The sequence below is a fragment of the Polyangium sorediatum genome (assembly GCF_029946465.1).
GTDB classification, from domain to species: Bacteria; Myxococcota_A; Polyangia; order Polyangiales; family Polyangiaceae; genus Polyangium; species Polyangium fumosum.
Genome location: NZ_JARZHI010000006.1, coordinates 91,249 through 116,964, shown reverse-complemented (window position 1 = coordinate 116,964; position 25,716 = coordinate 91,249). Strand labels below are relative to the sequence as shown.

The following is a 25,716-nucleotide window of genomic DNA, read 5'->3' as shown; positions in this document are numbered from 1 at the left end:
CGGTCTTTGGTTCCCATGTCATTGTCTCCCTTGCGTTGCGACCCCACCGGTATGGCCCGTGGCCCCGTGGATGTCCTTGGGCACGAGCTGCATCGTCTTCCCGTCCTGGTGATGGTGCCACGTATAGCCTTCCGGCGTTTCCGTCAATCCCGCCTCCTTGTTGGCGAGCCTGTCATCGGCACGCCTGTTCCCCGTCTGGTTAATCTTTACCTCCTTCTTTACGACGCCGGCAGCCTTGAAGTCTGGATACCCCTCGGGATCGAAGGGCACGCCGGTCTCGGGGTGTTTCTTGCCCGCGAGGTGCGCGTTCCGGGGTCTCGCCGCCCCCGCCTGCCCCGCCGCCCCGTTCGGCCCCGTGACCGGCTTCGTCGTCGTCGTGACCGTCGTCCCACTGGGCGGCGCCGCTGCCTTCGGCGGGCTCGCGGCCGGCGGCCCCGGCAGCTTCGGCCGCCGCAGAAACCCGCCCGGTCCGCCCGCCGCGCTCGGCAGGAACACCGGCATGCTCCGGAGCCTCTGCTGAGCCGCCCGCAGCGCCCTCGCCCCCGCGGTCTCCAGGCCCGCCGCTCCCATGGTGGCGAGCGTCAATGCCGTGTCCGCCAGGGCGTTCAGAATCGCGGCCTTCAGCTCGGCGTCCGCCCAGCCTCTGCCATACCCCTTGAGGAAAGCCTCCCACGCGATCCTGGCGAGCCGCTCGTCTTCGTACGTCGGCAGGTCGGGGATTGCATTCAGTTGTCTGGCCAGATCGGCCTGAATCTGCTCGGCGCGTTCGGGGGGGGCCTGCTGGAATAACTTCTTGAATTCTCCCTCCTTCCCCAACGCCACAAACGGGCGGTCAAAGGTCTTCGGCAGTTCATCCGCCTTGCCAAGCGTCGCCCCCCATTCGCGCCCGATCCGCTCCCCCGTACGCCTCGCCTCCTCCTCGGCGTCCCTCCGCGCCAGGTTGACTTTCTGTTCCTCGTATGTACTCCCGGGCGGAGGCGGCGGACACGGCGCGCTCATCCCCGGCGCGGGCGCAGGCGTGGGCGCCGTTTGCCCGACGAAACGCTGATCCGGAGGCCTGTTGCGCGGCCTCTCGCAGGGCCTTATCGCCGACGTCCGCGTCTCGGTTCGGACCGTCGTACGCTTGGACGGCGTGGCTTCCGACTCTTTCGCCGCAATCTTCTCCGGAGGCGGCGGAGACGGTGGAGGCGGCGGCGGCTTGTCGCAGGGCAGATCCTGGTACGCGAGCCCCAGGAGCCTCCGGCTCTCGGGCGACGCGTGAGGGTCATGGATGAAGACGGCCTTGACCGAAGGGTTTTCCAGGAGCTTTTCGAGCGGCTCGAATGCCGGTCGATGCACCCCGTCCCCGAGTTCGTACCAGTAGCGCGTATTCGCGCCGACGCGGGGATGCCGCCGGCAGACGCGAAACACGCTCTTGCCGTGCAGCTCCTGCGCCCACGCCTCCGTCGGCACGCGCGTCGCCGCGCCGCACCCGAGGAGCCATGCCGAAACGCCAAGAGCGACGAGCCCCAGCAGCCCGCGCCGAAAGAACCGCAGGGCCCCGAGCATCCACAGACGCAGATGCAACGACGAAACGAACGCGCGGCGCGAAGCCATGGCGACGCCACGCTAGAAGATGGCGTGCAAGCCCACAAGGCTGCCGACGTACGCTCCACGACCGACGCCCCCGTCGACCTCCCCTCCCCGTGAAAACGGCGCTCGGCGCGCTCCCAAAGGTGTCTGCAACGCGTGCAAACGGCACGACCTACGTCGGAGACCCGTCTGCAACGCGTGCAGACGGCTCCATGCACAGTCGAAGACCCGTCTGCAACGCGTGCAAGCGGCTCCATGTAGGGTCAAAGACCCGTTTGCAACGCGTGCAAACGGCTTCATGACAGTCGAAGACCCGTTTGCAACGCGTGCAAGCGGCTCCATGCACGGTCGAAGACCCGTTTGCAACGCGTGCACGCGGTATCCGACGCGCTGCGATCCGCGTTTGCAACACGCGCACGCGAGATCCGGTGCGCTACGACGCCCTCGAACGCCTCAAAGCTCGATCCCCGCGAGGATCGTCGCAATCCCCTGCACGACGAGGAACACCCCGCACACCACCGCAAACGCCACGGCCCCGCCCGTCCGCCGGAAGAGCTGCACTTGCCCTCCCACCGTCACGAGGCCCCGCATCTCCTCGGACCCGCCAAGCTCCCAGCGCGCCCGTGCGTCCCTGTAAAACCCCTCCACGCGCTCTTGCTTGCGCGTCACCGCCGTGATCATCACGTCGGCGCCCTCCGGCACCACCGCCTCCTCCACCTCCACGTGCGTCGCGCCGGGCGGCACGAGATCCCGCGCCCACGGCGGCCACGAGGACGCGACCTCCTCCACGCGCACGGCGTGCGACACCCATTCGTCCCCGACCACCTCCGCGTCCCCGAGATCGACCACACACGTGCCGCTCTCGTCGCGGAGCGCCGCCCGCGACGCGCGCAGCACCGAGCGCTCCCCGAGCCGCTCGCGGCGCTTCCCTTCCCCGGAAAACCCTCGAATGTGGGTCCGCACGGCGACGCAGCCCTTCTGCGAGAGGCCGTCGATCGGCTCCTCCGCCGCCGAAATCCGCCCCGCCAGCTCGACCACGCCGGGCTCGATCTCCGCGATCCGCTTCGTCGGCCGCCGCCACACCTCGAGCACCAGCGCCGCCCCCTCGCGGGCGCGAAACACGAGCGCGCCCCCCGCGACCACCAATCCCGCGCCGAGCAACGTGACGATCATCGGAAGCTCCTCCGCGTGCGGCTCGCGAGCGAGAGCACCCCAAAACCGGCCGCCGAGAGCACGACGAGCGAAAAAAGCCCGCCGACGAAAAGAAGCGGATTCCCCCCGCTCCCGATGCGCTCCTTGGCGCGATCGAGCGGATGGATCGTCACGAAGTCCAGGCCGTCCCGGCAGGGCACCACATCATTCGTTTGCTTGCAACCGAGCACCGTCACCGGCATCCCCTCCGCGAGGACACGCTCCCGATACACGGCCGCATCGCCCAGCGCGAAAAGCTCCTTGCCGCACGCCTCCCGGATCACGGACGGAATCGCGGTCCCCGTCGCCTCCTTCATCCCCCGGCCCGGCCCGTCGGCCGACGCGGAAAACCCGCCGAGCGCGATCCCCACCCGCGGATCGGCGCCGAAGAGCCATTTCGCGCTCTCCTCCTCGTCGATCCGCGCCTGCTCCTTCGTCCGGGCCAACGAGAGCCGGAACGCGAACCCGTCGTTCCTCCGCACCGCCACGTCGTCGAAATGGCCCACCGCGCACAAAACCTCGAAGGGGCCGCCCTGCCAGGACGTGCGCCCGACGGCCCCGACCCACCCGGCGGCGGGCGCGCCGAGCGGCGACGTCGACGACGACTTGAGCAAGGCGAGCTCGCCGCGGAGCGCCACCGGCCCGTCGTCCGTCCTCCGCTCCTCGTGCGCCGCGAGCCGCGCGCCGAGCGTCGCGAACCGCAGAGACGCCCACAGAAAAAACAAGGCGCCGGCGAGGAGCGGCAGGAACGCGAGGCCAAAGAGCACCCGCGTTCTTCGCTTGGGCTCGAAGGAGAGCATCGGCCGCATGATAGCGTGGGCGGAGCACGGCCCCAACCAAAGACGTTCCGGCAGCGCCGCCCACGCGGACGAATCCACCCGCGTGATGTAGATCGCCTCGCCACATCGTCCCGGACACGCGCTCCTGCCCTGGCGGACCTTCCACGATTTCCGCAACCACTCGCGCGCCGCGTCATCCAATGGATCGGCGCTCGCGAGCGATGCCCGGCGGCCCACGAGGACCCCGGACGCGTGCTCGCTGCGAGCGCCGTCCTTTTCGCCTCCAAGGCCCAACGCGGGAACGAACGATCATGCCGACGAACCTCGGCGGGGCCGCGCGCCTCGCTCTTTTGCCCCTCGCCCTGCTCGCGCTCGCCGCGAGCTGCGCCTCGGCGCCCGACGCCGAATGCACGGACGGACCCATTTGCGAGACGAGGGCCACCGGCGAACGTTACGTGGTGCCGCGCTGCGTCCCCGCCTGGAACGACGGACCCGTGCCCGCCGACTGCGGCGTCTTCGTCTCCACGCTCGGCGACGACAAAGGCCCGGGCACCCAGGACAAACCTTTCCGCACCCTCGCCCACGCCGCCTCGGTCGCCGGCACCGAACAGCCGATCTATGCCTGCGCCGAGGACTTCTCCGAGCGCCTGGTCCTGCCCGCCGGCGCGAGCCTCTTCGGCGGCCTCGATTGCCGCGAAGGCTTCCGCTGGAAAGACAAATCCCAGAAGACCCGGCTCTATGGCGCGCCCGACGAGATCCCGCTCGTGCTCGCGCCCGGCCCCCGCGTGAGCCGCATTGAGGATGTCACCGTCTTCGCCGCCGCCGCGACCCGCCCCGGCGGCTCGTCCATCGCCCTGCTCGTCGATCACACGCACGTCGAGCTCCGGCGCTGCGACCTGCGCGCCGGCGCAGGCGCGGACGGCGAGGACGGCACGAACCTGCCCTACGATCCTGAACTCGAAGGATCCAACGGCCACGACGGCCAGGCGGCCTGCGTCGCCGCGCCCGACCTCGGGACCCCGGGCGGCGCGCGCGTCGAGCGCATGTGCGAAGGCGGCAGCGTCACCGTGGGCGGCCAGGGCGGCGACGGCGGCGCGATCGTGCCGGTCTCGTTGCAATCGACCCCCGGAAAGGCGGGTGAGATCGGCGCGCCCGCCGTGGCGAGCTTCGGCCAAGGCGGCGCGGGCGACGCGGGCGCGGGCTGGAGCTGCGCGGCCGGAAAAGGCACGCCCGGCAATCAGGGCTCCCGGGGCATTCCGGGCACGGGCGCCGCGGGCTTCGGCCGCCTCGACGCGGCAGGGTATTTCGGCATCACCGGCGGCACCGGCGGCCATGGTTTGCCCGGCCAAGGCGGCGGCGGCGCCGGGGGCGCGCGGGGCGCGGCCTCGATTTGCACCAATGCGATGCCCGGGGCCGGCGCGAGCGGCGGCAGCGGCGGCACGGGCGGCTGCGGCGGCAGCGGTGGCAAAGGCGGGGGGCCCGGCGGCGCGAGCATCGGCATTGCCAGCGTCGAATCGTCGATCGTGCTCTGGGACGGACGCGTCGCGGCCGATCGGGGCGGACGCGGCGGCCAAGGCGCCGATGGCCAGCCCGGCGGCAAAGGGGGCCTCGGCGGCAAGGGCGGCGCTGGCAAAGGCCTCTCCGCGCCCGACGCTTGCGAGGGCGGCGAGGGCGGGATCGGCGGCAACGGGGGCCCCGGCGGCGGCGGCCTCGGCGGGCCTTCCGTCGTGATCGCCCACATCGGCGCCGAGCCCGAGCTCCGCGGCATGGTCTCGCTCGCCACGGGCAAACCCGGCGACGGCGGCGAGGGCGGCGACGACGACGTCGCGGGCAACCGCGGCGCCCCCGGCATTGGCGCGCCCATCCGCCGCTTCTGACGCGCCGCGCTTGACGGCCGCGCGCTCTCGCGGCACCGTCCCGGAAATCGTGAAAGGGTCATCCATCGCCGTCGTCACCGGCGGCAGCGCGGGGATCGGGCGCGCCGTCCTCGAACGGTTCGTCCGTGCGGGCGCGCGCGGCGTGAACCTCGCGCGGCGCCCGAGTGGCCTCCCGGGCGTCGTGGATCTTTCCGTGGATCTCGCCGATCCCGCCTGGGAAAACGACCTGCCGCCGCGCCTCTTGCCCCTGCTCGACGGCGTCGAGCCGATTTGCCTCGTCCACAATGCCGCGGTCCTCCGCGAGGACACGGCGACGAACCTGACGGCCGCCGCGCTCCGCTCCGTCCTCGAATTGAACGTCGTCGCCCCGGCCGCGCTCAATCGGCTCCTCGACGCCCGCCTCGTGCCGGGCTCCTCGATCGTCTACATCGGCTCGACCCTCTCGGACATCGGCGTCCCGGGCAAGGCCTCGTATGTCACCTCCAAGCATGCGATCCTCGGCCTCATGCGGGCGACGTGCCAGGACCTCGCGGGCCGCGGCGTCACCACGGTCGCGGTTTGTCCTGGATTCACCGACACCGAAATGCTCCGCGCGCACCTCGGCCACGACGCGGCGCGCCTCGACGTCGTCCGGGAGCGCTCCACGTTCGGGCGCCTCATCGACCCCGAGGAAATCGCCGACGTCGTCGCCTTCTGCGCGCGCACGCCGGTCCTGCATGGCGCCGTGATCCACGCAAACCTCGGGCAGAAGGCGAGCTAGGGCATGAGCGCGCTCGCCGTACGCCTCGCCGGGATCACCGAGGGCCTCCCCCGGGCCTTCTGGACGCTCTGGGCCGGCATGCTCGTCAACCGGGCGGGCAGCTTCGTCGTCCCGCTCCTTTTCGTGTACCTCACGCAGCAGCGTGGCCTCGACCTGCCCACCGCGGGCCTCATCGCCTCGCTCTTCGGCGCCGGCTCCCTCGCGGGCACGATGCTCGGCGGCGCGCTCTCCGATCGCCTCGGCCGCCGCGCCACGATGCTCCTCGCGCTCGTCATGAGCTCCGTCTTCATGCTCGGGCTCGGCTTCGCGCGTGAAATCTGGCAGCTCGCCGCGGCCACGGTCCTCCTCGGCTTCTTCGCGGACATGTTCCGCCCCGCGAGCCAGGCCCTCGTCGCCGACGTCGTGCCGCCCGAGCACCGCGTGAAGGCGTTTTCCCTGCAATACTGGGCGACCAATCTCGGATATGCGTTCGCCGGGCTCCTCGGCGGCTTCATGGCGAAGCGCAACTTCCTCGCGCTCTTCGTCGGCGATGCGGTGACGACGCTCGTCCTCGCCGCCCTCATCTGGCGCTCCGTGCCCGAGAGCCGCCCGGCCGAGGCGCGGAACGACAAGCGCGGCAGCGTGCTCACGCCTTTCCTCGACGGAAAATACATCCCGTTCCTCGCGTGCAACCTCGCGCTCACGCTCGTCTTTTTCCAGCACCTCTCGGCCATGCCGGAGGACATGCGCCAAAAGGGGCTCACGACCGAGCATTATGGCATCACGATCGCCACGAATTGCTTGCTCATCGTGCTCGTCCAGCCCCTCGTCACGCGCTGGGTGAAGGGCGTCCCGCGCGGCGTCCTCCTCGCGACGGCCTCCACGCTGACAGGCCTCGGCTTCGGGGCCATGGCGCTCGCCTCCACGCTGCCGGCGTACATGGCCACCGTCGCCGTGTGGACCTTCGGCGAGATCCTCTTCGCGCCCGTCAACGCGAGCATCGTCGCCGACCTCTCCCCGCCGCACCTCCGCGGCCGATACCAGGGCGCGTTTTCCCTCTGCTTCAGCTTCGGCGCAATGGGCGCCCCCACGATCAGCACGCGCCTCCTGCCGAAGACGGGCCTGCCGGTCTTCTGGCTTCTCTGCCTCGTGCTTTGTGTCGTCGTCGCGGCCTTCCAGCTCGCCTGGGGCAAGAGCCTGCCCTCCCCCGACGCCAAGGACAAACCCTGACGCGCGCGGACCTCGGCGAACAGGCGCCCGGAAAAATGTGACACGGGTGCGCTGCCTCGCTGTAGCATGGTGCTTCCCCCCGAACGCGAGGTCCCCCGTGCTCCGACGACTCCTCTTCCCCATCGCTGGAATCGGCCTCTCCCTGTTCACGATCGCCTGCGGCGGAGGCGCGCAGACGACGGGTCCGCAGACGGCCGCGGGCGTGGACGCGCCGACGACGAAAGCAAAGAGGGCCTCGTCGGATCCGAACCTCGGCCGCGACAAGGAGCACCCGGTCCCCCGCTGCGGGCCGGTCGATAGCTACGCGTTCGTCTCGGAGTACACGTGCGAGGACGGCTCGCAGCCGCTCGGCGCCGATCCACGAAAAGGGCAGCGGGCGCGCTCGGGCAACGTCGGCGCGAACCACACGGGGCACATCATCGATCGGTACGTCGTCGCGTGCCCGGAGGGCGAGGTCGAGATCTTCGTCGACATGTACGGCTGTGAAGCCGCCGAACAGCGGCTCGACCAGTCGCGGGAGGCGGAAAACCCCTTTGGCCCGCCGGGCGAGCCGCTTCCGCGCGCGCGCCTTTTGGCGATCGCCACCATCTTCAAGAAGATGGCCCAGGCGCCGCTCTCGGAGGCGAGCCGCGAGCACCTCGGCAACGCGGTCGAGTGGGCCTCCGCGAGCCCCGACGTCGAGGTGACGCTTTGCCCGTGGTTCCGCGATTACATCGACGGCCCGAACCCGAAGAGCCGCTCCGGCGCGGCGACGATCCTCCTCGCCTTCACGATCGTCGGCGTCGCGGCGCACCAGATCGAGAACCCGCGCTCCGATCCGATGACCGCCCAGGTCGTGGGCCTGCGGACGGCCATCGGCGTGTATCGGGAGCTCCGGGACAACGGCAGCTTCCGCCCCGTGCCCGTCCTCGAAAAGCTCGACAAGGTCGAGTCCGAGGGCAAACTCGCGGACTGGTTCACCAAAAACGCGAATTGCGGCCCCTAGTCCCGAGGGGGACGCCTCGCGTCCCCCTCTCGGCCAGGCAAAGCCCGGCCGATTCACCCCCCGAGACGAGCTCGCTTCGCGACCTCGCAGAGCGCCGAACGATTCGGCGCTCTGTCAATCGATCCGCTCGAGCAGCGCCGCCGCTCCGAGCCCGCCCGCCGCGCAGATCCCCAAGAGCGCCGTCTCTTTGTCCGAACGAATGAGCTCGTTCGCCATCGTCGTCACCATGCGCGCGCCCGTCGCGCCGAACGGGTGACCAAGCGCGATCGAGCCGCCGTGCACGTTGAGCCGCGCCGGATCCACCTCGCCCACGGCCGCCGCTTTCCCGAGCCGCTCCCGCGCGAACGCCGCGCTGCCGAGCATCTTCAAGACGCAGAGCACCTGCGCCGCGAACGCCTCGTGGAGGTCCACGAGGTCGATCTGCGCGAGCGAACGCCCGGCCCGGTCGAGCACCTTCGGAATGGCGAGCGCCGGCCCCATGAGCAATTGATCCGCCGGATCGACGCCCACGTACGCCCACGAAGAAAACGCCGCCCGCGGCCGATACCCGAGCGCCCGCGCCTTCTCCTCGCTCATCAAGAGCACCGCCGCCGCGCCGTCCGTCAACGGGCTCGCGTTGCCCGCCGTCACCGTGCCGTCCTTCGCGAACACCGGCCGGAGCTTCGCGAGTTTTTCCTCGCTCGTATCCGCGCGCACGAGCCCATCGGCGTGCACCCATTTGCCTTCGCTCGTCTCGACGGGCGTCACCTCCTCGTCGAAGCGCCCCGACGCCATCGCCGCCGCCGCGCGGTGGTGCGAGCGCGCCGCGAATGCGTCCTGCGACGCGCGGGAAATCTCGTTTCGCCGCGCCATCTTCTCGGCCGCCTCGCCCATCACCTCGCCCGTCGTCCGCTCGGCGATCTTCGGCCGCGTCGGCAGGATGTCCGTGAACGGCGCGAGTTTCCCCACGGCCCCGAGGATCGCCTTGGGATCCGCCTTCCCCAGCGCCACCGGCGCGAGCGCGTGCACCACCTTTTGCGGCAGCTTGATCTCCGCGTTGCTCGTCGAATCGCTCCCGCCCGCGATCACGATATCCGCCTCGCCGCGCTCGATCGCCGCGGCCGCGAGCGTCACCGCTTGCAGCCCCGACGCGCACGCCCGCGTCACGGTCATCGCCTCGCACGCCGGATCGAGCCCGAGGTCCAGGGCGATCTCGCGCCCCACGTTCGGCGCCGTCCCCGGCAGGATGACCCCGCCCCATACAATGGACTCGACGTCACGCCGCCCGAGGTTCGCCTTCGCCAAGAGCCCCCGCGCCGCGGCCACGCCGAGCGCGATCGTATCGAGCTTCGTGAAATCCGTGAATGCCTTGACGAACGGCGTCCGCAGCCCGTCCACGACCACCGCCCGCCGCCCCGTTTTTCCGGTCAACCCCATGTTCCCTCACGCGCCGATGAGCGCGCCTCCGCAGACCCGCACCGTCCGCCCCGTGATCCCCGCGGCCCCCGGGCTCGCGAGGAACGTGATGACCTCGGCCACGTCCTCGGGCAAACCACCTTGCCCGAGCGCGGCGAGGCGCCGCCCTGCTTCACGCACGGCCACCGGGATCGCCGCCGTCAGCCGCGTCTCGATGAACCCCGGCGCGACCGCATTCACCGTGATCCCCCGCTCGGCCAAGCTCGGCGCGAGCCCCGCGACGAGCCCGAGGATCCCCGCCTTCGAGGCCGCATAGGCCGATTGCCCGACGTTACCCGCGATCCCTGCGATCGACGACAGGCACACGACACGCCCGCCTTCCCGCAGCAACGGTTCGAGCGCCTCGTGGGTCCGGACGACCGCGCCGAGGTTCACGGCGAGCACCTCGTCCCATTGCTTCTCGCTCATGCGCCCGATCGTCTTGTCCCGCGTGATCCCCGCGTTGTGCACGACGACATCGAGCCCGCCGAGCGCCCGCACCACGTCCGCGATCTTCGCCGGCGCATCGTCCGCCCCGAGATCCACGAGCAGCGCCGTGCCATGAATCGAGCGCGCGAGCTGGCTCGTCGGCCCGTCGTCGCCGGGCCTGTCGAGACAGACGACGTGCGCCCCTTCCTCGGCGAGCCGCCGCGCCGTCGCCGCGCCGATGCCGCGCGCCGCGCCCGTCACGACCGCGACCTTCTTTTCGAGCGGCCGCACGAACGGAGGTTTGTCGCCCGGGGCCTTCGTCCGCGCATCGACGACGAACGGCTGCGCCGTGACGAACGCCGACCGCGACGAAAGCAAGAATCGGAGCACCGGCCCGAGGCGCGCCTCGGCGCCCTTCTCCACGCGCACGAGGTTCGCCGTCGCGCCCCCGCGGCCGATCTCCTTCGCCACGCTCCGGACGAACCCTTCGAGCGCGGCTTGCGCGGCCGACGCCGCGGCCCCCTTCCCGCTCGGCCTCCCGATCACGAGCACGCGGCCCGATTTCGCGAGGCGAGGGACGAGCGGGTGAAACGTCTCGTAGAGCGCGCGAAGCCCCGCGACGTCCCGGAGCCCCGTCGCGTCGAAGACCACGCCCGCGACACGCTCGTTGTCCCCGAGCGCCGCGAGCGCGCGCGCGGGCCTGCCGTAGGCTTCTCCCGGCGCGGCGAACGCGGCCGCGATCGCATCCGAGCCCGTCCCATACGCATTCGCGCCCGCCGACGCGAGCGTCTCGGCGATCTCGGGCAAAAGCTCCGCGCCCGGAGGCGCGCCCACGACCATGCACAAGTCCGCGAGGGGCCTCTCCCGCCACGGTCCGCGCGCGCGCCGCAGCGGCACGGGCAGCGGAATGGGCAACCCGAGCGCATGCACGACCTTCCGCGCCTGGGCGTTCTTTCCGATCTGAAGTAGCACGTCGCTCATGGCCTGATCTCCACTTCGAAACGACCTTCGAGGTAACTGCCGCCGCCATTCGCGTCCCCCACCCAGATCCCGGAGGACGAATCCACGTACACGCCGGCCCGCGCGGGCAGGACGAGCGGGCGCGTGAATCGCACGTCGATCGTCGAAAGCCGGCTCGGATCCCCCGCGAGCCGCGCCCGGTTCAAGGCCTCCATCGCCCGCGCCAGCGTCGAGAACCCGTGCAGGATGCACGACCGGAAGCCCGCCGCGCGCGCGTACGGCGCGATCCAGTGGATCGGATTGAAATCCCCGGTGAGCTTGGCGAAATCGAGGCCCGCGCTCTCCGGGATGCGGGAAAACGCGATCTCCCGCGCCTCGGCCGGCACCGTCGGCCGCGCCTTCTTCTCCTTGCCTTCGCGCTTCTCGAGCGGAATGAACGTGCGCATCTCGGCCACGAGCGCCATGCCGGCGCTCTCCGTGCCCGTCTCGATGACCTGCGTGACGAGCGCCCGGTGGCCATCGTCGTCCACGCGATCGATCCGGGCGCGCACGCGGAGCGGCTCGTTCGCGGGCAACATCGCGCGTTGCTCGATCCGACAACCCGCGTTCACCACGCGGCTCAGCGGATACGGCAGCACCGCGAGCGCCCGCGCCGCGAGGGGAAAACCCCATTGCGGGAACATGTGCGCCGGCAGCCGCCCGCGATACCACGCCGGATCGCCGCCCACGTGGCGCACGTAATCCCGCACGAGGTCCGCGGGTCGCGGCGGGAGCTCCGCTTCGAGCCACCCGCCCCGCTCCGGATCGATCCCGCTCGCCGGCCGGCGCATCACCGACGCGAGCACCGCCTGCCCCATTCCTCGCAGCACCGGGAGCTGCGAGAGCACGTGTTTCGTCGATACACCCATGGGTCTCACTCCGCGGCGACGGCCTGCTTTTCGGCTTCGGGCGCGAGCATCGCGAGGATACGCCCGCCCGTCGTGGTGATTTCCTCGTGGAGCGCGCGCGCCCGGAGCTCGGCCCGATCGAGGTACCGCTCGGCGAGCTCCCGCCGCCCCGGATGTCGTTTCGCCTGCGCGACGAGGATCTCCGCGATCGCCTCGTCCGCGAGCAGCCGGATCAGCCGCTCGGCGTGCAACATCGCGAGCGAGAAATCACGCTTCGGATCCCAGCCCTTCGTGAGCGCGTCACGCCAGCCCGCGAACGGCACGACCGAGAGCGTCCGCAGCTTGCCCGCCGCCGTGCGCGCGAGCAGGTGCTGCTGGGCCGAGAGCGAATACCCCTGCACCCGCGCGAGGCGCCGATCGAGCTCGTCTTTCCCGGTCAATGCGCCGAGCCGCGCGTCCGCGATCCGCGCGAGGAAATCACGCGGCCGCTTGATGGCGCCGATCAGCGTGTCCTTCATGGCCATGAGCGCCTGGATCTGGCTCGTCCCCTCGTAAATGGGCATCACGAGCGCGTCGCGCAGGAGCTTCTCCGCGCCGTAATCCTTCGTGTAGCCGACGCCCCCGTGGATCTGGATCGCGCGCCGGGCGATCTCCACGGCCTTCTCCGCGGCCAGGTATTTGAGCAGCGGCGTGAGCCTGCGCGAGCGCGCGCGCCACTTCGGCAGATCACGCGAGACACGCGCCCGCTCGGCCGGGCCGAGCCCCGCCGAGAAGCGCTCGAAGAGCACGAGCTTCTGCGCCATCTCCTCGCTGTATGCGGCTTCCACCGCGAGCGCCCGGAGCCCCTGGATGTCCGTGCGCATCTCGTCGAGGGAATCGGCGATCATCTCGTGCCGCGCGATGGGCTTGCCCATCGAACGCCGCTCCTCGGCATACGCCTTCGCCAAACGATACGCGCCCTCCGCGAGGCCGATGCTCTCGAACCCCACGCCGAGGCGCGCGTTGTTCATCAGCACGAGCATGTACTTGAAGCCCTCGCCGCGCTTGCCGATGAGCTCACCAGGCACGTTGTCGAACGAAAGCGCCGCCGTCACCGAGCCGTGATGGCCGAGTTTTTCCTCGACCCGATCGATCGTCACGTACCGCTTGCGCGTCCCGTCCGGCAAATCGTCGTACGCTTTGACGAGGAACATCGAGAGCCCGCCGAGCCCGGTGAACGGATCGTCCAGGTCCTTCGCCGCCTCGGTCCGCGCGATGACGAAATGGTACTTTCCGTGGCCCGACGTGATGAAAATCTTCTGGCCCGAAAGATACCAGCGCCCATCGGGCCCGAGCTCCGCGCGCGTGCGCAGCGCCGCCATGTCGCTGCCTGCGTTCGGCTCCGTGATATCCATGCAGCCCCAGGCGTCCCCGCGGGCGATCTCCTCGATCGCCTCGGCGAAACGCGTGGAATCGATCCGCCCGCGGGACGGGTCGAGCACCGTCGATCCCTCGTGGATCGAATACACGAGCATGGCCATCGCCATCCCGCCGTGGAACGAGTGATGCGTCATCACCGAGACATCGGCGCGCGCGATCATCTCTCCGGAGAGGTAATACAGAAGCAGCGGCGCATTCAGTCCGCCGAGCTCGCGCGGCAGGCAAAGCCTGTGCAGCTCCGCCGCCTTGATCGCGTCGAAGATCTGGTTCATCGCCGGACCCGCGATCGCCTCGCCGCCTTCGAGGTGCGTGTCCTCGCGGTCGATCGCGGCGGCGCGCGTGGCGATCTGCTCGGCCGCGAGCGCGCCCGTGGATTCGGCCACTTCGCGATAGAAGGCCACGGCCTCCTGGGGTGTCTTGAAGCCGTCCTCGGTTCGATAACCGAGCTCGGTCACCTCGACGAGCGGAGCCCAGTCGACGCCTTCCTCGAAATGGAACCGCAGGTCGTCGTTGTCGGTGAAGAAATTGGCCATGGATTCACCTTTTCGGAGGGGCCCCGCCGCGCGGCCGGGCGGGGGTGAACAAGCTCGCGCGCGCGATCCGGGCGAGCTCCTTGTCGCTGCGGGCGCGCGCCTCGTCGTCGAGCGCCCCTTGCATCACGGACGCGGTCGCGACCGCGGAGATGACGAAAAGCATCACGTGCACCACGTACGTCTCCGGATCGACGTCGGCGTGGTGTTTTCCCGCGGCCTGCCCCGAGCGAATGTACCCCGCGACCGCTTCGAGCCACGGACGCACCGGCCCTCGCAAGAGCTTCCGCATCTCGGCGGGCCGATCGAGCGCCTCGCGCAGCACGACCCGCGCGCGATCCGGATCCGCGGCGAAAAACGCCGAGAGCTCGCCGAACACCGCCTCGAATCGATCCTCGCTCGCCGCCGCCGCGAGCAAGAGCCGCGGCAGCGTATCGTTCCAGTGGGCGAGGATCGCGTCGAGGACCGCCTGGCGCAGGTGCTCCTTCGACGGGAAATGATGCAGCACCGCCTGTTTCGTCAGCGAAACCTCGTCGGCCACGGCCTGCACGCTGGTCGCGTCGAAGCCCTGCGCCGCGAAGAGGCGCGTCGCCGCGGCGACGATGGCGCGCGGCACGTCGGGGTCGGAAGAACGGGCGAGAACCATCCGGTCAGGAGTTCCCTACCAGTTGGTAAGCCGTTGGTCAAGCGGCGTCTGCCGGCCCGCGTCATGGAGCCGCCGCGCCGGGTCGGACGTACGTCTGCCGGCCCATCGAACCGCCGTCCCGCGAAGCCGCGAAATGGATGGCACGACGCGTAACATTCGTGCTACCAGCTCTGGACGGGATTTCGCTTGCGCCCGCGCCTCTTTCTCCCTTCGACCCTCTTCCTCCTGGCATCGCTCGTCGTTTTGCCCGCGCGCGCGCACGACGAGGTCACGCCGCCGGTGCCGAAGCGCCAGCCTGCGCCCGCGTGGCCCGATGGGCGCGCCGAGGCGCACGACGTCATCGTCCCGCTTTTGATCACGGTCGGCCCCGACGGCCGCGCCGTGGCGATCGAGATCGAGGCGAGCGTCTCGCCGGCCTTCGACGCCGAGGCGATCCGCGCCGCGGCGCAGTGGACATTCGAGCCCGCGCGCCAGAGCGGCACGGCCGTGAAGGCGCGGATCCGGATGATCGCACGATTCGAGGGCAAGGCGGAGGTTCCCCCGGACAAACCGGCGAACCAACCGGCGCCCGGCCTCCTGGATCCACCCCCGCATCCACATCCGCACCCTCCGCCGCCGCCTGCTCCGCCTCCGATTGCCGTGACCGTCCGTGGCGAGGGGCCGCCGCGCAGCGCCTCCGAAATCGTCCAGAAGCGCGACGTCCTCACGGCGGCCCCGCACCGCACGGCGAGTGATCTTCTGCGCGTCGTGCCCGGCGTCTTCACCACGCAGCACGGCGGGCAGGGCAAGGCGCATCAGATTTTTTTGCGCGGCTTCGACGCGGCGCACGGGCAGGACATCGAGCTCCGCGTCGCAGGCGCGCCCGTGAACGAGGTCTCGAACGTCCACGGCCAGGGATATGCCGACCTGCATTTCGTGATGCCCGAGGTCGTGAAGAGCGTCCGCGCCAAGGCCGGGCCCTACGACCCGAGGCAAGGCGATTTCGCGATCGCGGGGACCATCGAAATGGATCTCGGTCTGGCCGAGACAGGTTTTTCCGCGTCCCTCGGCCTCGGCACCTACGGCGAGCGACGCCTCTTCCTCGCCTATCGGCCCGCGGGCACGACCGAAGCGACGTTCGGGGCCTTCGAGGCGCAAAGCACCGACGGATTCGGCCCCTCCCGCGCCGCGCGCCGCGCCTCGGCGATCGCCCAGCACGTCATTCCCCTCGGCGCGACCCTCTCGGCCCGCGTCATGGCCTCGGCCTATGCAGCGCGCTTCTCCTCGGCGGGCGTCCTCCGCCTGGACGACGTCGAGCGTGGCCTCGTCGATCGATTCGCGACCTACGACGCGCGCCAGGGCGGCGATTCGACGCGTCTCCAGGTCGTGCTTTCCCTCGACCACGACGACGAAGACGGCAAAGCGCGCTTCTCCTTCACGCCCTACATCACCCTGCGTGGCCTCCGGCTCCGCGCCAACTACACGGGATTCCTCCTCGACCCGATCGACGGCGATTCGCAGCAGCAGATCAACGAGGCGACGACGTTCGGCGTGTCCACCCATTACCACCGCAAGACGCCGATCTTCTCCCCGGAGGACGCCCTCGAAATCGGCGTCCAGGCCCGCGGCGACCTGATCGAGCAATCCCAGCGCCGGCTCTCGGTCATCACGGATCGCGTGATGGACACCCTCGTCGACGCCCGCGTCCGCGCGGCCGACGTCGCCGGCTACGTCGACGCCTCGCTCCGGCCGCTCCGCCGCGTGGTGATCCGCGGCGGCGTGCGCGTCGACGGGCTCTTTTATGGCGTCACGGACCTCGCCGCGGGCGAAGGCGCGGGCGCAGCACGCGCCGCCATGGGCGCACGCGTGGGAGGAAAAGCGACGGTCGACGTCACCTTGCTCCCGGGCCTGCACGCGGTCGCGAGTTATGGCGACGGTTTTCGTTCTCCGCAGGCCCGGACCCTCGGCGACGGCGAACGCACGCCCTTCACGACCGTGCGCTCCTTCGAGGCCGGCCTTCGTTATGCCGACGGCGACCGCACGCGGGCAAACCTCGCTGTCTTTCACACCCGCCTCTCCGACGATCTCGTCTTCGACGAAAAGGCGACCGCCTACGAACGCGTCTCCGCAACGCAACGCACGGGCTTTGCGCTCGATTTCGTCCTCCGCCCGCGCGCGTGGATCGTCGAGAGCGGCAGCGTCACGTACACCCGCGCATCCTTCACAGCGGGCCCCGATATCGGCTCGCTCGTCCCCTACACGCCCCAGCTCGTCGCGCGCACCGACGTCGCGCTCACGCCTCGCCTCGCCCGCCTCTTCGGCCGTGATCTCGTGGGCAAGATCGGCGTCGGCCTCGCGTACCTCGGCGCCCGGCCCCTGCGCTTCGCGGAGTTTGGCCGGGACATCTTCCTCGCCGACGCCACGCTCGGCGCCAGGCTCCGCGAGGTCGAGATCGAAATCGACGTTTACAACCTGCTCGACGCGAAATGGTACGACGGCCAGTTCACCTACGCATCGAGCTTCACCCGCGGCGCGGCGCTCTCGCTCGTGCCGCTCAACCACGTGACGGTGGGCGCGCCGCTCACCTTGATGGGCACCTTGTCCCTCCACATCTAGCAGCGAGCAACAGATGAAGCGCTCGATGGTTCGTATGGGCCTCTCCTCCGCCGCCGGTGTTTTCCTGGTCGGCCTCTCCCTCGCCGCGGGCGCCCTCGCCTCCGCCTGCGGACCCGCCGAGACCACGAGCGGCAAGCGCGTCGCTTTGCAGACGCGTATCGTCGCCGACGACGGGATCGACGCGCCGTTCGTCAATGCCTACGGCTGGTCGATCCGCCTCTCGCTCGCCGCCGTCTCCGTCGGTCCTCTCTATTACTTCAATGGCGCGCCGATCTTCTCGGCCTCCGCCGCGCCTCTGCCCCCACGCGACCGCTTCGCGCGATTCCTCGGCCTCGGCCTGGCCCACGCGCACCCCGGCCACTACCAGGCCGGCGACGCGATGGGCCAGGTGCTCGTCTCGTCCTCGGTCGACCTCGCGCAAGGCCCCGCGGACCTCCCGCCCGGCGACGGCGTGACGGGCCTCTATCGCTCCGGGCGCTTCTCCTACGAGCCCGCGCCCGTGGGCGACGCGAAGGACACGCTCGCGGGGCACGTCGTCGTGCTCGAAGGCGAGGCGCAAAAGGACACGCTGACGCGAATCTTCCGTGTCGAGGCCGACGCTGCCGACGTCCTCGACGCCTATGGCGAGCCGCGCCTCGAAGGGTGCGCCTTCGAAGGCGCGCCCGACGTGCAAAACGACGGGACCATCACGATCCACGTCGCGCCGAGCGTATGGCTCGATCAGGCCGAATTCGACGCGGTTCCGGAGAGCACGGACGGTTCGCCCGTGGTCCTGCCGCGGGACGGCGTGGCCTTCCGTGCGATCACGCGCGGCTTCAAAAAAGGGGCCGCTGTGACCTTCGACTATTCGACACCTTGAGGAGAAAACACATGAAGACTCTGTTTGGCATCACGCACCTTTGCCTCGCCGCCGCGCTCCTCGCCGGCTGCGGCGCCGACGAGACCGCGGGCACGGGGGACGTGGTGTTCACGACCTGGGGCGAGGGGTACATCGAGGAGGAGATCCCCGCGTCCGCATTCGAAGACGGCTGGGCGATCAAATTCTCGAAGTTTCTCGTCGTCCTCGGCGGCATGCGCATCGCCGACGATTCCAACGCTCCTGGCCTCGAGGTCACCACCACGAAGCTCGTCGATCACGTAGCCCCGGGGGTCAAGCCGCTCGCCACGTTCGCGAATCTCGAGCCCAAGCCCTGGACGAAGGTGAGCTTCGAGATTCGCCCCGCGGCGGGCGATACCGAGCTCGGCGACGGCGCGACCGCGGCCGACCTCGACGCGATGAAGCAAGGCAAATACGCCATCTGGGCCGAGGGCGAGGCCACGCAGGGCGCCATGAAAAAGACGTTCCGCTGGGGCTTCGGCGTGCCCACGATGTACGCCGAATGCAAGGGCGAGAAGGACGGCCGCGAGACGCACGGGGTCCTCGTCACGAACGGCGGCACCGACAACGTCGAGATCACGATCCACGGCGATCACCTGTTCTACGACGATCTGCAATCGCCGAACGCGAAGCTGCGCTTCAACGCCCTCGCCTCGGCCGACACGGACAACGACGGCGAAATCACGCTCGCCGAGCTCACCGCAAAAAAACTCGTGGACATCGATCCCGCCGACGGCGCCTATGGCACGGGCGCGGTCGACGTGAACGACCTCGGCGCGTTCGTCACGGACCTGTCCCGCACCGTGGGGCATTTCCGCGGCGAAGGCGAGTGCATCGCGACCGATCCGAAATGACCCTTTCCCCCTGACGGAAAAGGGCACCCCCGCGACCACGGAGTGACGATTTTCGTCACCGAAACCTTGACGCATCCCGGCATACGCCGGCCCTCCGCTCCGCATTTTGGCATCAAAGCCCAGGATCCAGGGCGATGCGTGCATGGCACGTCACGTGCTTGTCGCGCGCTCCCCAGGGGAGCGAAGAACATGAAGCGGCGGAGGGAAGGGCGAGGCTTCACCCTGGTCGAGCTGATGATCGTGGTCGCCATCGTCGGCGTCCTGGCATCCCTCGCCATCTTCGGCGTGCGGCGTTATCTCGCCGCGGCGAAGGTCGGCGAGGCCAAGCAGACCATCGGCGCCATTGCACGTGCCATTGCGATGCTCACCGAACGCTCGGTGAAGAGCGAGGTCCTCCCCCTCGGCGGCCTCTCGGAGTCGAGCCTCACGACCTGGTGCCCCGAATGCGGCGGCACCATGCTCTGCGTCACGCCGCAGAGCGTCCCCGCGGCCCGAAAATACCAGCCCGAGAACTTGAACGGCAAGGACTTCGACCAGTGTTGCTGGCGCTGCGTCCGCTTCGGCCTCGATGACCCCACGTATTACCAGTATCGGTATTCCGTGGGTCAGGCCTATCTCGGACCGCCCCTCGGCGGGCCCGACCCCGGCACCACGGGCGTCGAGATCGCCGCCGTGGGCGACCTCGACGGCGACGCGTCCACGAGCATCTTGACCCTCACCGGCACGCGCGAAGCCCCCACGGGTCAGTTCCGCTTCTCCACGCAGGTCTTCGTGTCGAACGAGCACGAGTGAGAATCACGCCGCCCGCGGCGTCTCCACCTCCACTGGCCAGGCCGCCGCAGGCGCCGCGCGCAGCGCAATCGCGAGCACCTCGTCGAGCGTCTCGACGAAGTGGAAATGCAGCGACCGCAGCACCTCCTCCGGGAGATCTTCGAGTTCGGCCTCGTTGTCCCGCGGCAGGATGATCTCGGGAATGCCCGCCCGGTGCGCGCCGAGCACCTTTTCCTTCACGCCGCCGATCGGCAAGACCCGCCCGCGCAGCGTGATTTCCCCGGTCATCGCGACGTCCCGCCGGACCCGTTTGCCCGAGAGCGCCGACACGATCGCCGTCGCCATCGTCACGCCCGCGCTCGGCCCGTCCTTTGGAATCGCGCCGGCGGGCACGTGGACGTGGATGTCCCGCCCCTCCAGCCGCTCGCGCGGCACGCCGAGCGCCGCGCCGTGCTCGCGCGCATACGTGAGCGCCGCGCGCCCGCTCTCTTTCATGACGTCGCCGAGCTGCCCCGTCAGCACGAGCTCGCCCTTGCCGGGCACGATGCTCGCCTCGACGTGCATGATGTCGCCCCCCTCCTGCGTGTAATACATGCCCGTGGCGACGCCGAGCTCGTCTCGATCGAGCGCGGTCGTGGGCCGCATCCGCGGGCGCCGGAGGAGCGCGCGGACGTCCGCCACCGTGTCGACCCGCACCCGCTGCGCCGCGCCCGTCGCAATCCGATGGGCCGCTTTCCGCGCCAGGGAGCCGATGGCCCGTTCGAGCTGCCGCACGCCCGCCTCGTGCGTGTAGCTCGTGATGATGTCGAGCAGCGCCACGTCCGACACCACGAGCTGCTCCTCTTCGAGCGCGCACTCGCGCTGCTGCCGCGGCAAGAGGTATCGACGAGCGATCTCGAGCTTTTCAATCTCCGTGTATCCGGGGAACGTGATCGTCTCCATGCGATCGAGCAGCGGCGCGGGGATGCCCTCGCGCAGGTTCGCGGTGCACACGAAGAGCACCTCCGAGAGATCGAAGGGCAAACCCAGGTAATGGTCGACGAACGTCACGTTTTGCGCCGGATCGAGCACCTCAAGGAGCGCCGCCGCCGGATCGCCCTGGTACGAGACGCCGAGTTTGTCGATCTCGTCCAGCGTGAAGACGGGGTTTTTCGAGCCCACGCGCCGCATGCCCTGGAGGATGCGGCCTGGCATCGCGCCGACGTACGTGCGCCGGTGCCCGCGGATGTCGGCCTCGTCGCGTGCGCCGCCAAGCGAGACGCGGATGTATTTGCGCCCCATCGCCCGCGCAATGCTCTCCGCGATGCTCGTCTTTCCCGTGCCGGGCGGCCCAAGGAAGAGCAGGATCGGCCCACGCGCGGCCCGCTGCGCCCGCTCGGGCGCCGAGATCTGTCCCTTCAGGCGCAATTTGATCACGCTGAGCAGCTCGAGCACCCGGTCCTTCACGTCGCCGAGGCCGTAATGGTCCTCGTCGAGGATCCGCCGCGCCATTTCGAGATCGACGTGGTCGTCCGTCCGCCGGCTCCATGGCAAATCGCCGACCCATTCGAGCCAGCTCGTCACGACCTGCGCCTCGGGCGAGGTCTCGCGGCTCATCCGCCGCAGCCGCCCGAGCTCGCGGCGCACCTCCTCGCGCACCTCGATCGGCAGGTCCGCCGCGTCGATCTTCTTCTCCAGCCGATCCGCGATGCCCGCCTCGTCCTCCTCGCCGAGCTCTTTCTGGATCGCCTTGAGCTGCTCGCGCAGGTAAAGCTCGCGCTGCCGCTCGCCGAGCTCCTCTTGCACCGTCGTCCGGATCTTCTCCTGCGTCTCGGCGATCCCGATCTGCCGGTGCAAGTGCACGGTGAGCGCGCGCAGCCGCTCGACGGTCCGGAGCGTCTCCAGGAGCCCTTGTTTCTCGGCCACCGGGAGGTCGAGGTAAAACGCGACGTGATTCGCGAGCGCGCTCGGGTCCTCCACGCCGCCGAGGAACTGCTCGAGCGCCTCTTTCGGCGCCCCGCGGCGCTTGCCGTACTCGATCGCTCGCTCGCGCACCTCACGGGCGAGCGCGAGCACGACCGCCTCCTCGCCCGGGCGCCGAGGCAGATCCGCGAGCTCCACACAAGCGGCGCGCAGGATCCCGTCCTCGGTGACATAACGCAGCGCCGTGGCACGGCGCTCGCACTGCAAGACGAGCGAGAGCCCCGTCCCCAGCCGCTGGACCTGGGCGATCCGCCCGATCACGCCGACCGCGAACAGACTGCTCTCCGTCGGCTCCTCGGAGGTGTCACGCTGGGCGACGGCGAAGACGCGCTTGTCCTCCCCGTCGGCGCGCAGCGCTATCTCGACCGCTCGCAGGGTCTTCAGCCTTCCTGCGGTGATCGGCGTCGCGAGACCGGGAAACAGCACGGTGTCGCGCAGTGGGAGGACGGGCAAGGTGAACCGTTCGGCCATCATTTCCCCCGGGATTCGGTGGTCCAATCGATGTCTGCGAGGGCCGTGCCATCGGGGACGTCACCGATCGTCCACCGAGAAGCGCGCCGACACGCCTCCGCCGCGCGCCCGTGCGCCGCGCGGAGCACAGACCGGGCGCGCGGTCGCGGGCGGACGGTGATAGGGTTCGTCGCGCCATGTCCATCGAGATTCGCCTCCTCGGCCCCGAGCATGCGGACGAGTTTGCCCACCCCATCCGGACTGCTTTTGGTCTCGCGCCCTCCCCGGAGCGCACGGAACGATCCCGAAAACTGACGGAGCTCGTCACGCGGATCGGGGCCTATGACGGGAGCACGATCGTCGGCAGCGCCGGGGCGTTCGCCTTCGACTTCACCACGCCGGGCGGCGGTACGGTCCCGACCTCGGGCCTGACGATGGTCGCGGTGATCCCGACGCACCGGAGGCAAGGCATCCTGCGCAAGCTCATCGAGCGGCAGTTCGCGGACGCGCGGGAGCGCGGGCAGCCCCTCGCGGCGTTATGGGCGACCGAGGCGTCGATCTACGGCCGTTTCGGGTATGGACTCGCGGCCTTCGCGGGCGACGTGTCGATCGAGCGTGATCGCTCCGCATTCGTGGGCTCGCCCGTTCCTTTCGCGGCGCGCTTCGTGACCGAGGAAGAGGCGCACGAGCGGATCCCGCCGATCTACGAGCGCGCGCGCCGCGCCGCGCCGTGCATGCCCTCGCGCTCGCCCATGTGGTGGAGCACGCGGAGGCTGCTCGACGCGGAGTCGATGCGGGCCGGCTCGGGGCCGCTGCAGCGCGTGGTGTTCCAGATCGACGGCCGCGACGAGGGGTATGCGCTTTATCGCGTCCGCCTCGAACACGTGGAGCCGCAGATCCCGACCACGGTCGTGACGGTGCAGGAGGCGATGGGCGCGACGCCCGCGGGCACGCGCGCCGTGTGGCGGTACCTCTGCGACATCGACCTCGCGACGCGGATCAACGCCACGTGTTTGCCCCCGGATCACCCGCTCTTCCTCTTGCTCGCCGAGCCGCGGCGGATGCATTACCGCACGTACGACTCGGTATGGGTCCGCCTCGTGGACGTACCCGCGGCGCTCGCGGCGCGCAGGTATGGCGCGGAGGGCACGATCGTGATCGAGGTCGACGATCCCTTCTGCCCGTGGAACACGGGTCGATATCGGCTCGACGCGGGCACCTCACGCGCGGCGCGGACCGAGGAGCCTTGTGATTTGCGGGTCTCGGCCGCAGCGCTCGGCTCGGCGTACCTCGGAGGATTTTCGTTCTCCCGCCTCGCGGAGGTCGGCGGCGTCGAGGCCAGGACCGAAGGCGCGCTCGAACGCGCCGATCGGATGTTCGTCGCCCCGCGCCACCCGTATTGCCCCGAAATTTTCTGATTATTGCTGCATTTCCGGCGGCGGCCCCGGCGGCCTGGGGCCCCGGGGGCCCGGGGGCCGGAGCCCCTTGGGCAAACGTGGCCTCGGCCCTTCCTCCGGCTTTCCGTTCAGCGGCCCCCGGCGCGGGCCTTTCCTCACGCCCTCTTCGTTCGGGTCCTCGGCGCGGGACATCGGCGCCTCGTCCTCGGCCTCGCCCTCGCCGCCGCCGGCCCGATCCTCGGCTTCGGCGTTCTTGTCGTCGGCATCGGCGTCGAAGGCGAGCCGCTGCGAGAGCGGCATCTCGGGCAGCTCGAGCAGCGCGCCGTCCGCGAGGAACGGCAAGATGTTGATGTACGCGTTCATCGCGTGACAAACCGAGTCTGTCCGGACGTACCGTTCCCGCACGCTCCAGAACACGCCGCCCGCGGCGGCCTTCGGGTTCTTCACCACGAAATCGTTCTCGGCGCCGTAGGTGTATTGCATGATCTGCCGGACGGCGGCGACCACGGCGTCCTTGTAGCCGTCGCAGTTCTCCTTGCCTTTGTCCCGGCAGAACATGAACACCTCGCTCATGACCTCGGCGAGCCAGCCCGTGCCGCTGCTCGAAAGCGAGCCCTTCCAGCGCCCGTGCCGGTAGGCGTCCTCGGGCCGCTTCCACTGCCGCCCGAGCAGATCACGCGAGCAACGGAAGACCAGGTCCTCGATGCGTTTGTCGCCGGTGGACTTCGCGAAATCGAGCAGCGAGAGGACGAGCCAAGAGCTCGAGATCGGGTTCGGCTTGCGGTACTCGTCGCCGACGTAGCAGCCGTTCTTTTCGACCTTCTGCGCGAGGAACATCGCCGTCGTCGCGGCGGCGTCGAGGTACTTCGTGTCCTTCGTCGCGCGGTGCAAGCGCGAGAGCGCCGAGAGGACCTGCCCGGTATAAAGCGTCGACTCCTTCGCCTGCACGGACCAGGGCCCGCCCTCGTGCTGGCTCAACGACGCGCGCACCGCGCCCGTGGGGAGCTGCATCGAAATGAGCCAATCCCCGGCTTTGCGCGCGGCATCCATGTACTTCGTTTCCTTCGTCAGCGCGTGCAGCTCGAGCAACGTGAAGACCGTCTTCGATGCCGTGCCGACGACCAGCTTTCGCTCGGGTTTGCCGCGCTTGAGGTCGAGCGTGTAGAAGAACCCTCCCGCGGTGTGGTCGCGCTCGTCGCGGCTCTGCATCGAAAGGAGGAATTCGGCCGCTTTCTTCGTCTGGTCGAGCAGGCCCTTGTCCTTCTTCATCGCGTGGAGCTTGAGCAGCGTGAAGCCCGTCGAGGCCGTGTAAATGGTGTGGAGCTCGGGCTCGAAGGTGTCGGCGGGGGCGTAATAGTACTTGTGCGCCCCCTTGTGCTCGGCATCGAGCACGCGCAGGAGATACGCCTGCCCCTCGTCGATGCGCTTCGTGAGCAGCGCTTTGTCGAACGATCGGAGCGGGACGAGGCCGTGATCGAGCTCGAGCCCCTTGTCCCCGTGTTCGAGGATCGACATGCCGTGATCCGGCAGCTCGATGGCGAGCCGCGTCGTGCCGAGCGCGTCTTTCGTCCCGCCGCCCGCCGCCACGGCGCGCCGCGTGGCTTCCTTGAGCGCCACGCAGAGCGACGCATCCGAGGATTCCCCGCGCGCCACCTGCACGCCTTCGCGATACCCCCACACGACCGCGCGGAATTGTTTCGAGGACGTCACGGGGATGTCACACGCGACGCTCTCCCCTTCCTTTTCGATCGCCACGATCTTTCTCGCGAAGCCGAGCACGCGATCCCGAAAGACCTGGTTGTCGAGGGGCGCGCCCGGGTTGTCGGGGCCCGTGATCTTCGGGTCCGGCACCTTCGGCAGGTTCTCGGCGATCTTCGCGTCGAAGCGATCGTCGTGCAGGTCCGGCCCACGGGCGCGCGCCTTCTTCTTGTCGGGCGCCGGCGCCGCGCTCGCCGCGCCGCTCGGGGCCGGCGACGCCTCGCTCCCCTTCGCGCCGTCGCGCTGGCAGCCCGCTAGGCCGAACCATGACAGTGCCGCCGCGGAGGCAAGCGCCGAAAACCAGGCGATCGAAATGGGGCTTTTTTGCCGCATGGAATGGTCCTGAAGGGAACTCCGACCCTTACCAAGGATCA

The 25,716-nt window shown here is 69.8% G+C and carries 19 protein-coding genes; 9 read left to right on the top strand and 10 right to left on the bottom strand.

All coding sequences use genetic code 11. From position 1 onward, the window contains the following. Positions 1 to 18 precede the first annotated feature (18 nt). The 3 genes from QHF89_RS09865 to QHF89_RS09855 all read right to left on the bottom strand — a co-directional run bounded on the left by QHF89_RS09865 (position 19) and on the right by QHF89_RS09855 (position 3,563). Complete coding sequence (locus tag QHF89_RS09865) at positions 19 to 1,596, bottom strand: HNH endonuclease (RefSeq protein WP_284720309.1); 1,578 nt, start codon at positions 1,594 to 1,596, stop codon at positions 19 to 21. Positions 1,597 to 2,025: 429 nt separating this feature from the next. Continuing rightward, positions 2,026 to 2,745, bottom strand: coding sequence for a hypothetical protein (locus tag QHF89_RS09860; RefSeq protein WP_136965661.1), 720 nt, complete (start codon positions 2,743 to 2,745; stop codon positions 2,026 to 2,028). Continuing rightward, positions 2,742 to 3,563, bottom strand: a complete 822-nt coding sequence (locus QHF89_RS09855; protein ID WP_136965662.1) for a hypothetical protein — start codon at positions 3,561 to 3,563, stop codon at positions 2,742 to 2,744. Before QHF89_RS09855 ends, QHF89_RS09860 begins: the two co-directional genes overlap by 4 nt. A gap of 290 nt (positions 3,564 to 3,853) precedes the next feature. Here QHF89_RS09855 and QHF89_RS09850 point away from each other — a divergent pair, with 290 nt between their 5' ends. From QHF89_RS09850 to QHF89_RS09835, 4 genes are all read left to right on the top strand, one after another. After that, positions 3,854 to 5,419 (top strand): PGRS family protein, encoded by a 1,566-nt coding sequence (locus QHF89_RS09850; protein WP_136965663.1) that lies wholly within the window; start codon positions 3,854 to 3,856, stop codon positions 5,417 to 5,419. A 49-nt stretch (positions 5,420 to 5,468) separates the two neighbouring features. Beyond that, on the top strand, positions 5,469 to 6,179 hold the full coding sequence (locus tag QHF89_RS09845; protein WP_136965664.1) for an SDR family NAD(P)-dependent oxidoreductase: 711 nt from the start codon (positions 5,469 to 5,471) through the stop codon (positions 6,177 to 6,179). 3 nt (positions 6,180 to 6,182) lie between these two features. Beyond that, a complete protein-coding gene (locus QHF89_RS09840; protein ID WP_136965665.1) occupies positions 6,183 to 7,388 on the top strand; it encodes an MDR family MFS transporter in 1,206 nt (401 codons plus the stop codon). 97 nt (positions 7,389 to 7,485) lie between these two features. Next, a complete protein-coding gene (locus QHF89_RS09835) occupies positions 7,486 to 8,373 on the top strand; it encodes a hypothetical protein (protein ID WP_136965666.1) in 888 nt (295 codons plus the stop codon). A 114-nt stretch (positions 8,374 to 8,487) separates the two neighbouring features. Here the strand turns inward: QHF89_RS09835 and QHF89_RS09830 are convergent, their stop codons facing one another. The 5 genes from QHF89_RS09830 to QHF89_RS09810 are packed head-to-tail and all read right to left on the bottom strand — an operon-like array spanning position 8,488 to position 14,678. Then, positions 8,488 to 9,783, bottom strand: coding sequence for an acetyl-CoA C-acyltransferase (locus QHF89_RS09830; protein ID WP_284720308.1), 1,296 nt, complete (start codon positions 9,781 to 9,783; stop codon positions 8,488 to 8,490). 12 nt (positions 9,784 to 9,795) lie between these two features. After that, positions 9,796 to 11,217, bottom strand: a complete 1,422-nt coding sequence (locus tag QHF89_RS09825) for a 3-oxoacyl-ACP reductase (protein ID WP_136965668.1) — start codon at positions 11,215 to 11,217, stop codon at positions 9,796 to 9,798. Continuing rightward, positions 11,214 to 12,104, bottom strand: coding sequence for a MaoC/PaaZ C-terminal domain-containing protein (locus tag QHF89_RS09820; protein ID WP_136965669.1), 891 nt, complete (start codon positions 12,102 to 12,104; stop codon positions 11,214 to 11,216). The genes QHF89_RS09825 and QHF89_RS09820 overlap by 4 nt, the downstream gene beginning before the upstream one ends. Positions 12,105 to 12,109: 5 nt before the next feature. Then, positions 12,110 to 14,035, bottom strand: coding sequence for an acyl-CoA dehydrogenase family protein (locus tag QHF89_RS09815; protein ID WP_136965670.1), 1,926 nt, complete (start codon positions 14,033 to 14,035; stop codon positions 12,110 to 12,112). A 4-nt stretch (positions 14,036 to 14,039) separates the two neighbouring features. Continuing rightward, positions 14,040 to 14,678, bottom strand: a complete 639-nt coding sequence (locus QHF89_RS09810; RefSeq protein WP_136965671.1) for a TetR/AcrR family transcriptional regulator — start codon at positions 14,676 to 14,678, stop codon at positions 14,040 to 14,042. 186 nt (positions 14,679 to 14,864) lie between these two features. Between QHF89_RS09810 and QHF89_RS09805 the strand changes: the two genes are divergently transcribed. From QHF89_RS09805 to QHF89_RS09790, 4 genes are all read left to right on the top strand, one after another. Then, the gene (locus QHF89_RS09805; protein WP_136965672.1) at positions 14,865 to 17,273 is read left to right on the top strand and encodes a TonB-dependent receptor domain-containing protein; all 2,409 of its coding nucleotides are present in this window, start codon (positions 14,865 to 14,867) and stop codon (positions 17,271 to 17,273) included. 13 nt (positions 17,274 to 17,286) lie between these two features. Then, on the top strand, positions 17,287 to 18,132 hold the full coding sequence (locus tag QHF89_RS09800) for a hypothetical protein (RefSeq protein WP_136931520.1): 846 nt from the start codon (positions 17,287 to 17,289) through the stop codon (positions 18,130 to 18,132). Positions 18,133 to 18,143: 11 nt separating this feature from the next. Continuing rightward, on the top strand, positions 18,144 to 19,004 hold the full coding sequence (locus tag QHF89_RS09795; RefSeq protein WP_284720307.1) for a hypothetical protein: 861 nt from the start codon (positions 18,144 to 18,146) through the stop codon (positions 19,002 to 19,004). Positions 19,005 to 19,193: 189 nt separating this feature from the next. Further along, complete coding sequence (locus tag QHF89_RS09790) at positions 19,194 to 19,796, top strand: pilin (RefSeq protein ID WP_136931519.1); 603 nt, start codon at positions 19,194 to 19,196, stop codon at positions 19,794 to 19,796. Positions 19,797 to 19,799: 3 nt separating this feature from the next. Here the strand turns inward: QHF89_RS09790 and lon are convergent, their stop codons facing one another. Further along, positions 19,800 to 22,211 (bottom strand): endopeptidase La, encoded by a 2,412-nt coding sequence (gene lon / locus QHF89_RS09785; protein ID WP_232379728.1) that lies wholly within the window; start codon positions 22,209 to 22,211, stop codon positions 19,800 to 19,802. A 173-nt stretch (positions 22,212 to 22,384) separates the two neighbouring features. Here lon and QHF89_RS09780 point away from each other — a divergent pair, with 173 nt between their 5' ends. After that, on the top strand, positions 22,385 to 23,605 hold the full coding sequence (locus tag QHF89_RS09780; protein ID WP_136965673.1) for a GNAT family N-acetyltransferase: 1,221 nt from the start codon (positions 22,385 to 22,387) through the stop codon (positions 23,603 to 23,605). On the opposite strand, the gene QHF89_RS09775 is transcribed toward QHF89_RS09780, so the two are convergent. Beyond that, positions 23,606 to 25,675 (bottom strand): glycoside hydrolase family 76 protein, encoded by a 2,070-nt coding sequence (locus QHF89_RS09775; protein WP_136965674.1) that lies wholly within the window; start codon positions 25,673 to 25,675, stop codon positions 23,606 to 23,608. Between the last annotated feature and the right edge of the window lie 41 nt (positions 25,676 to 25,716).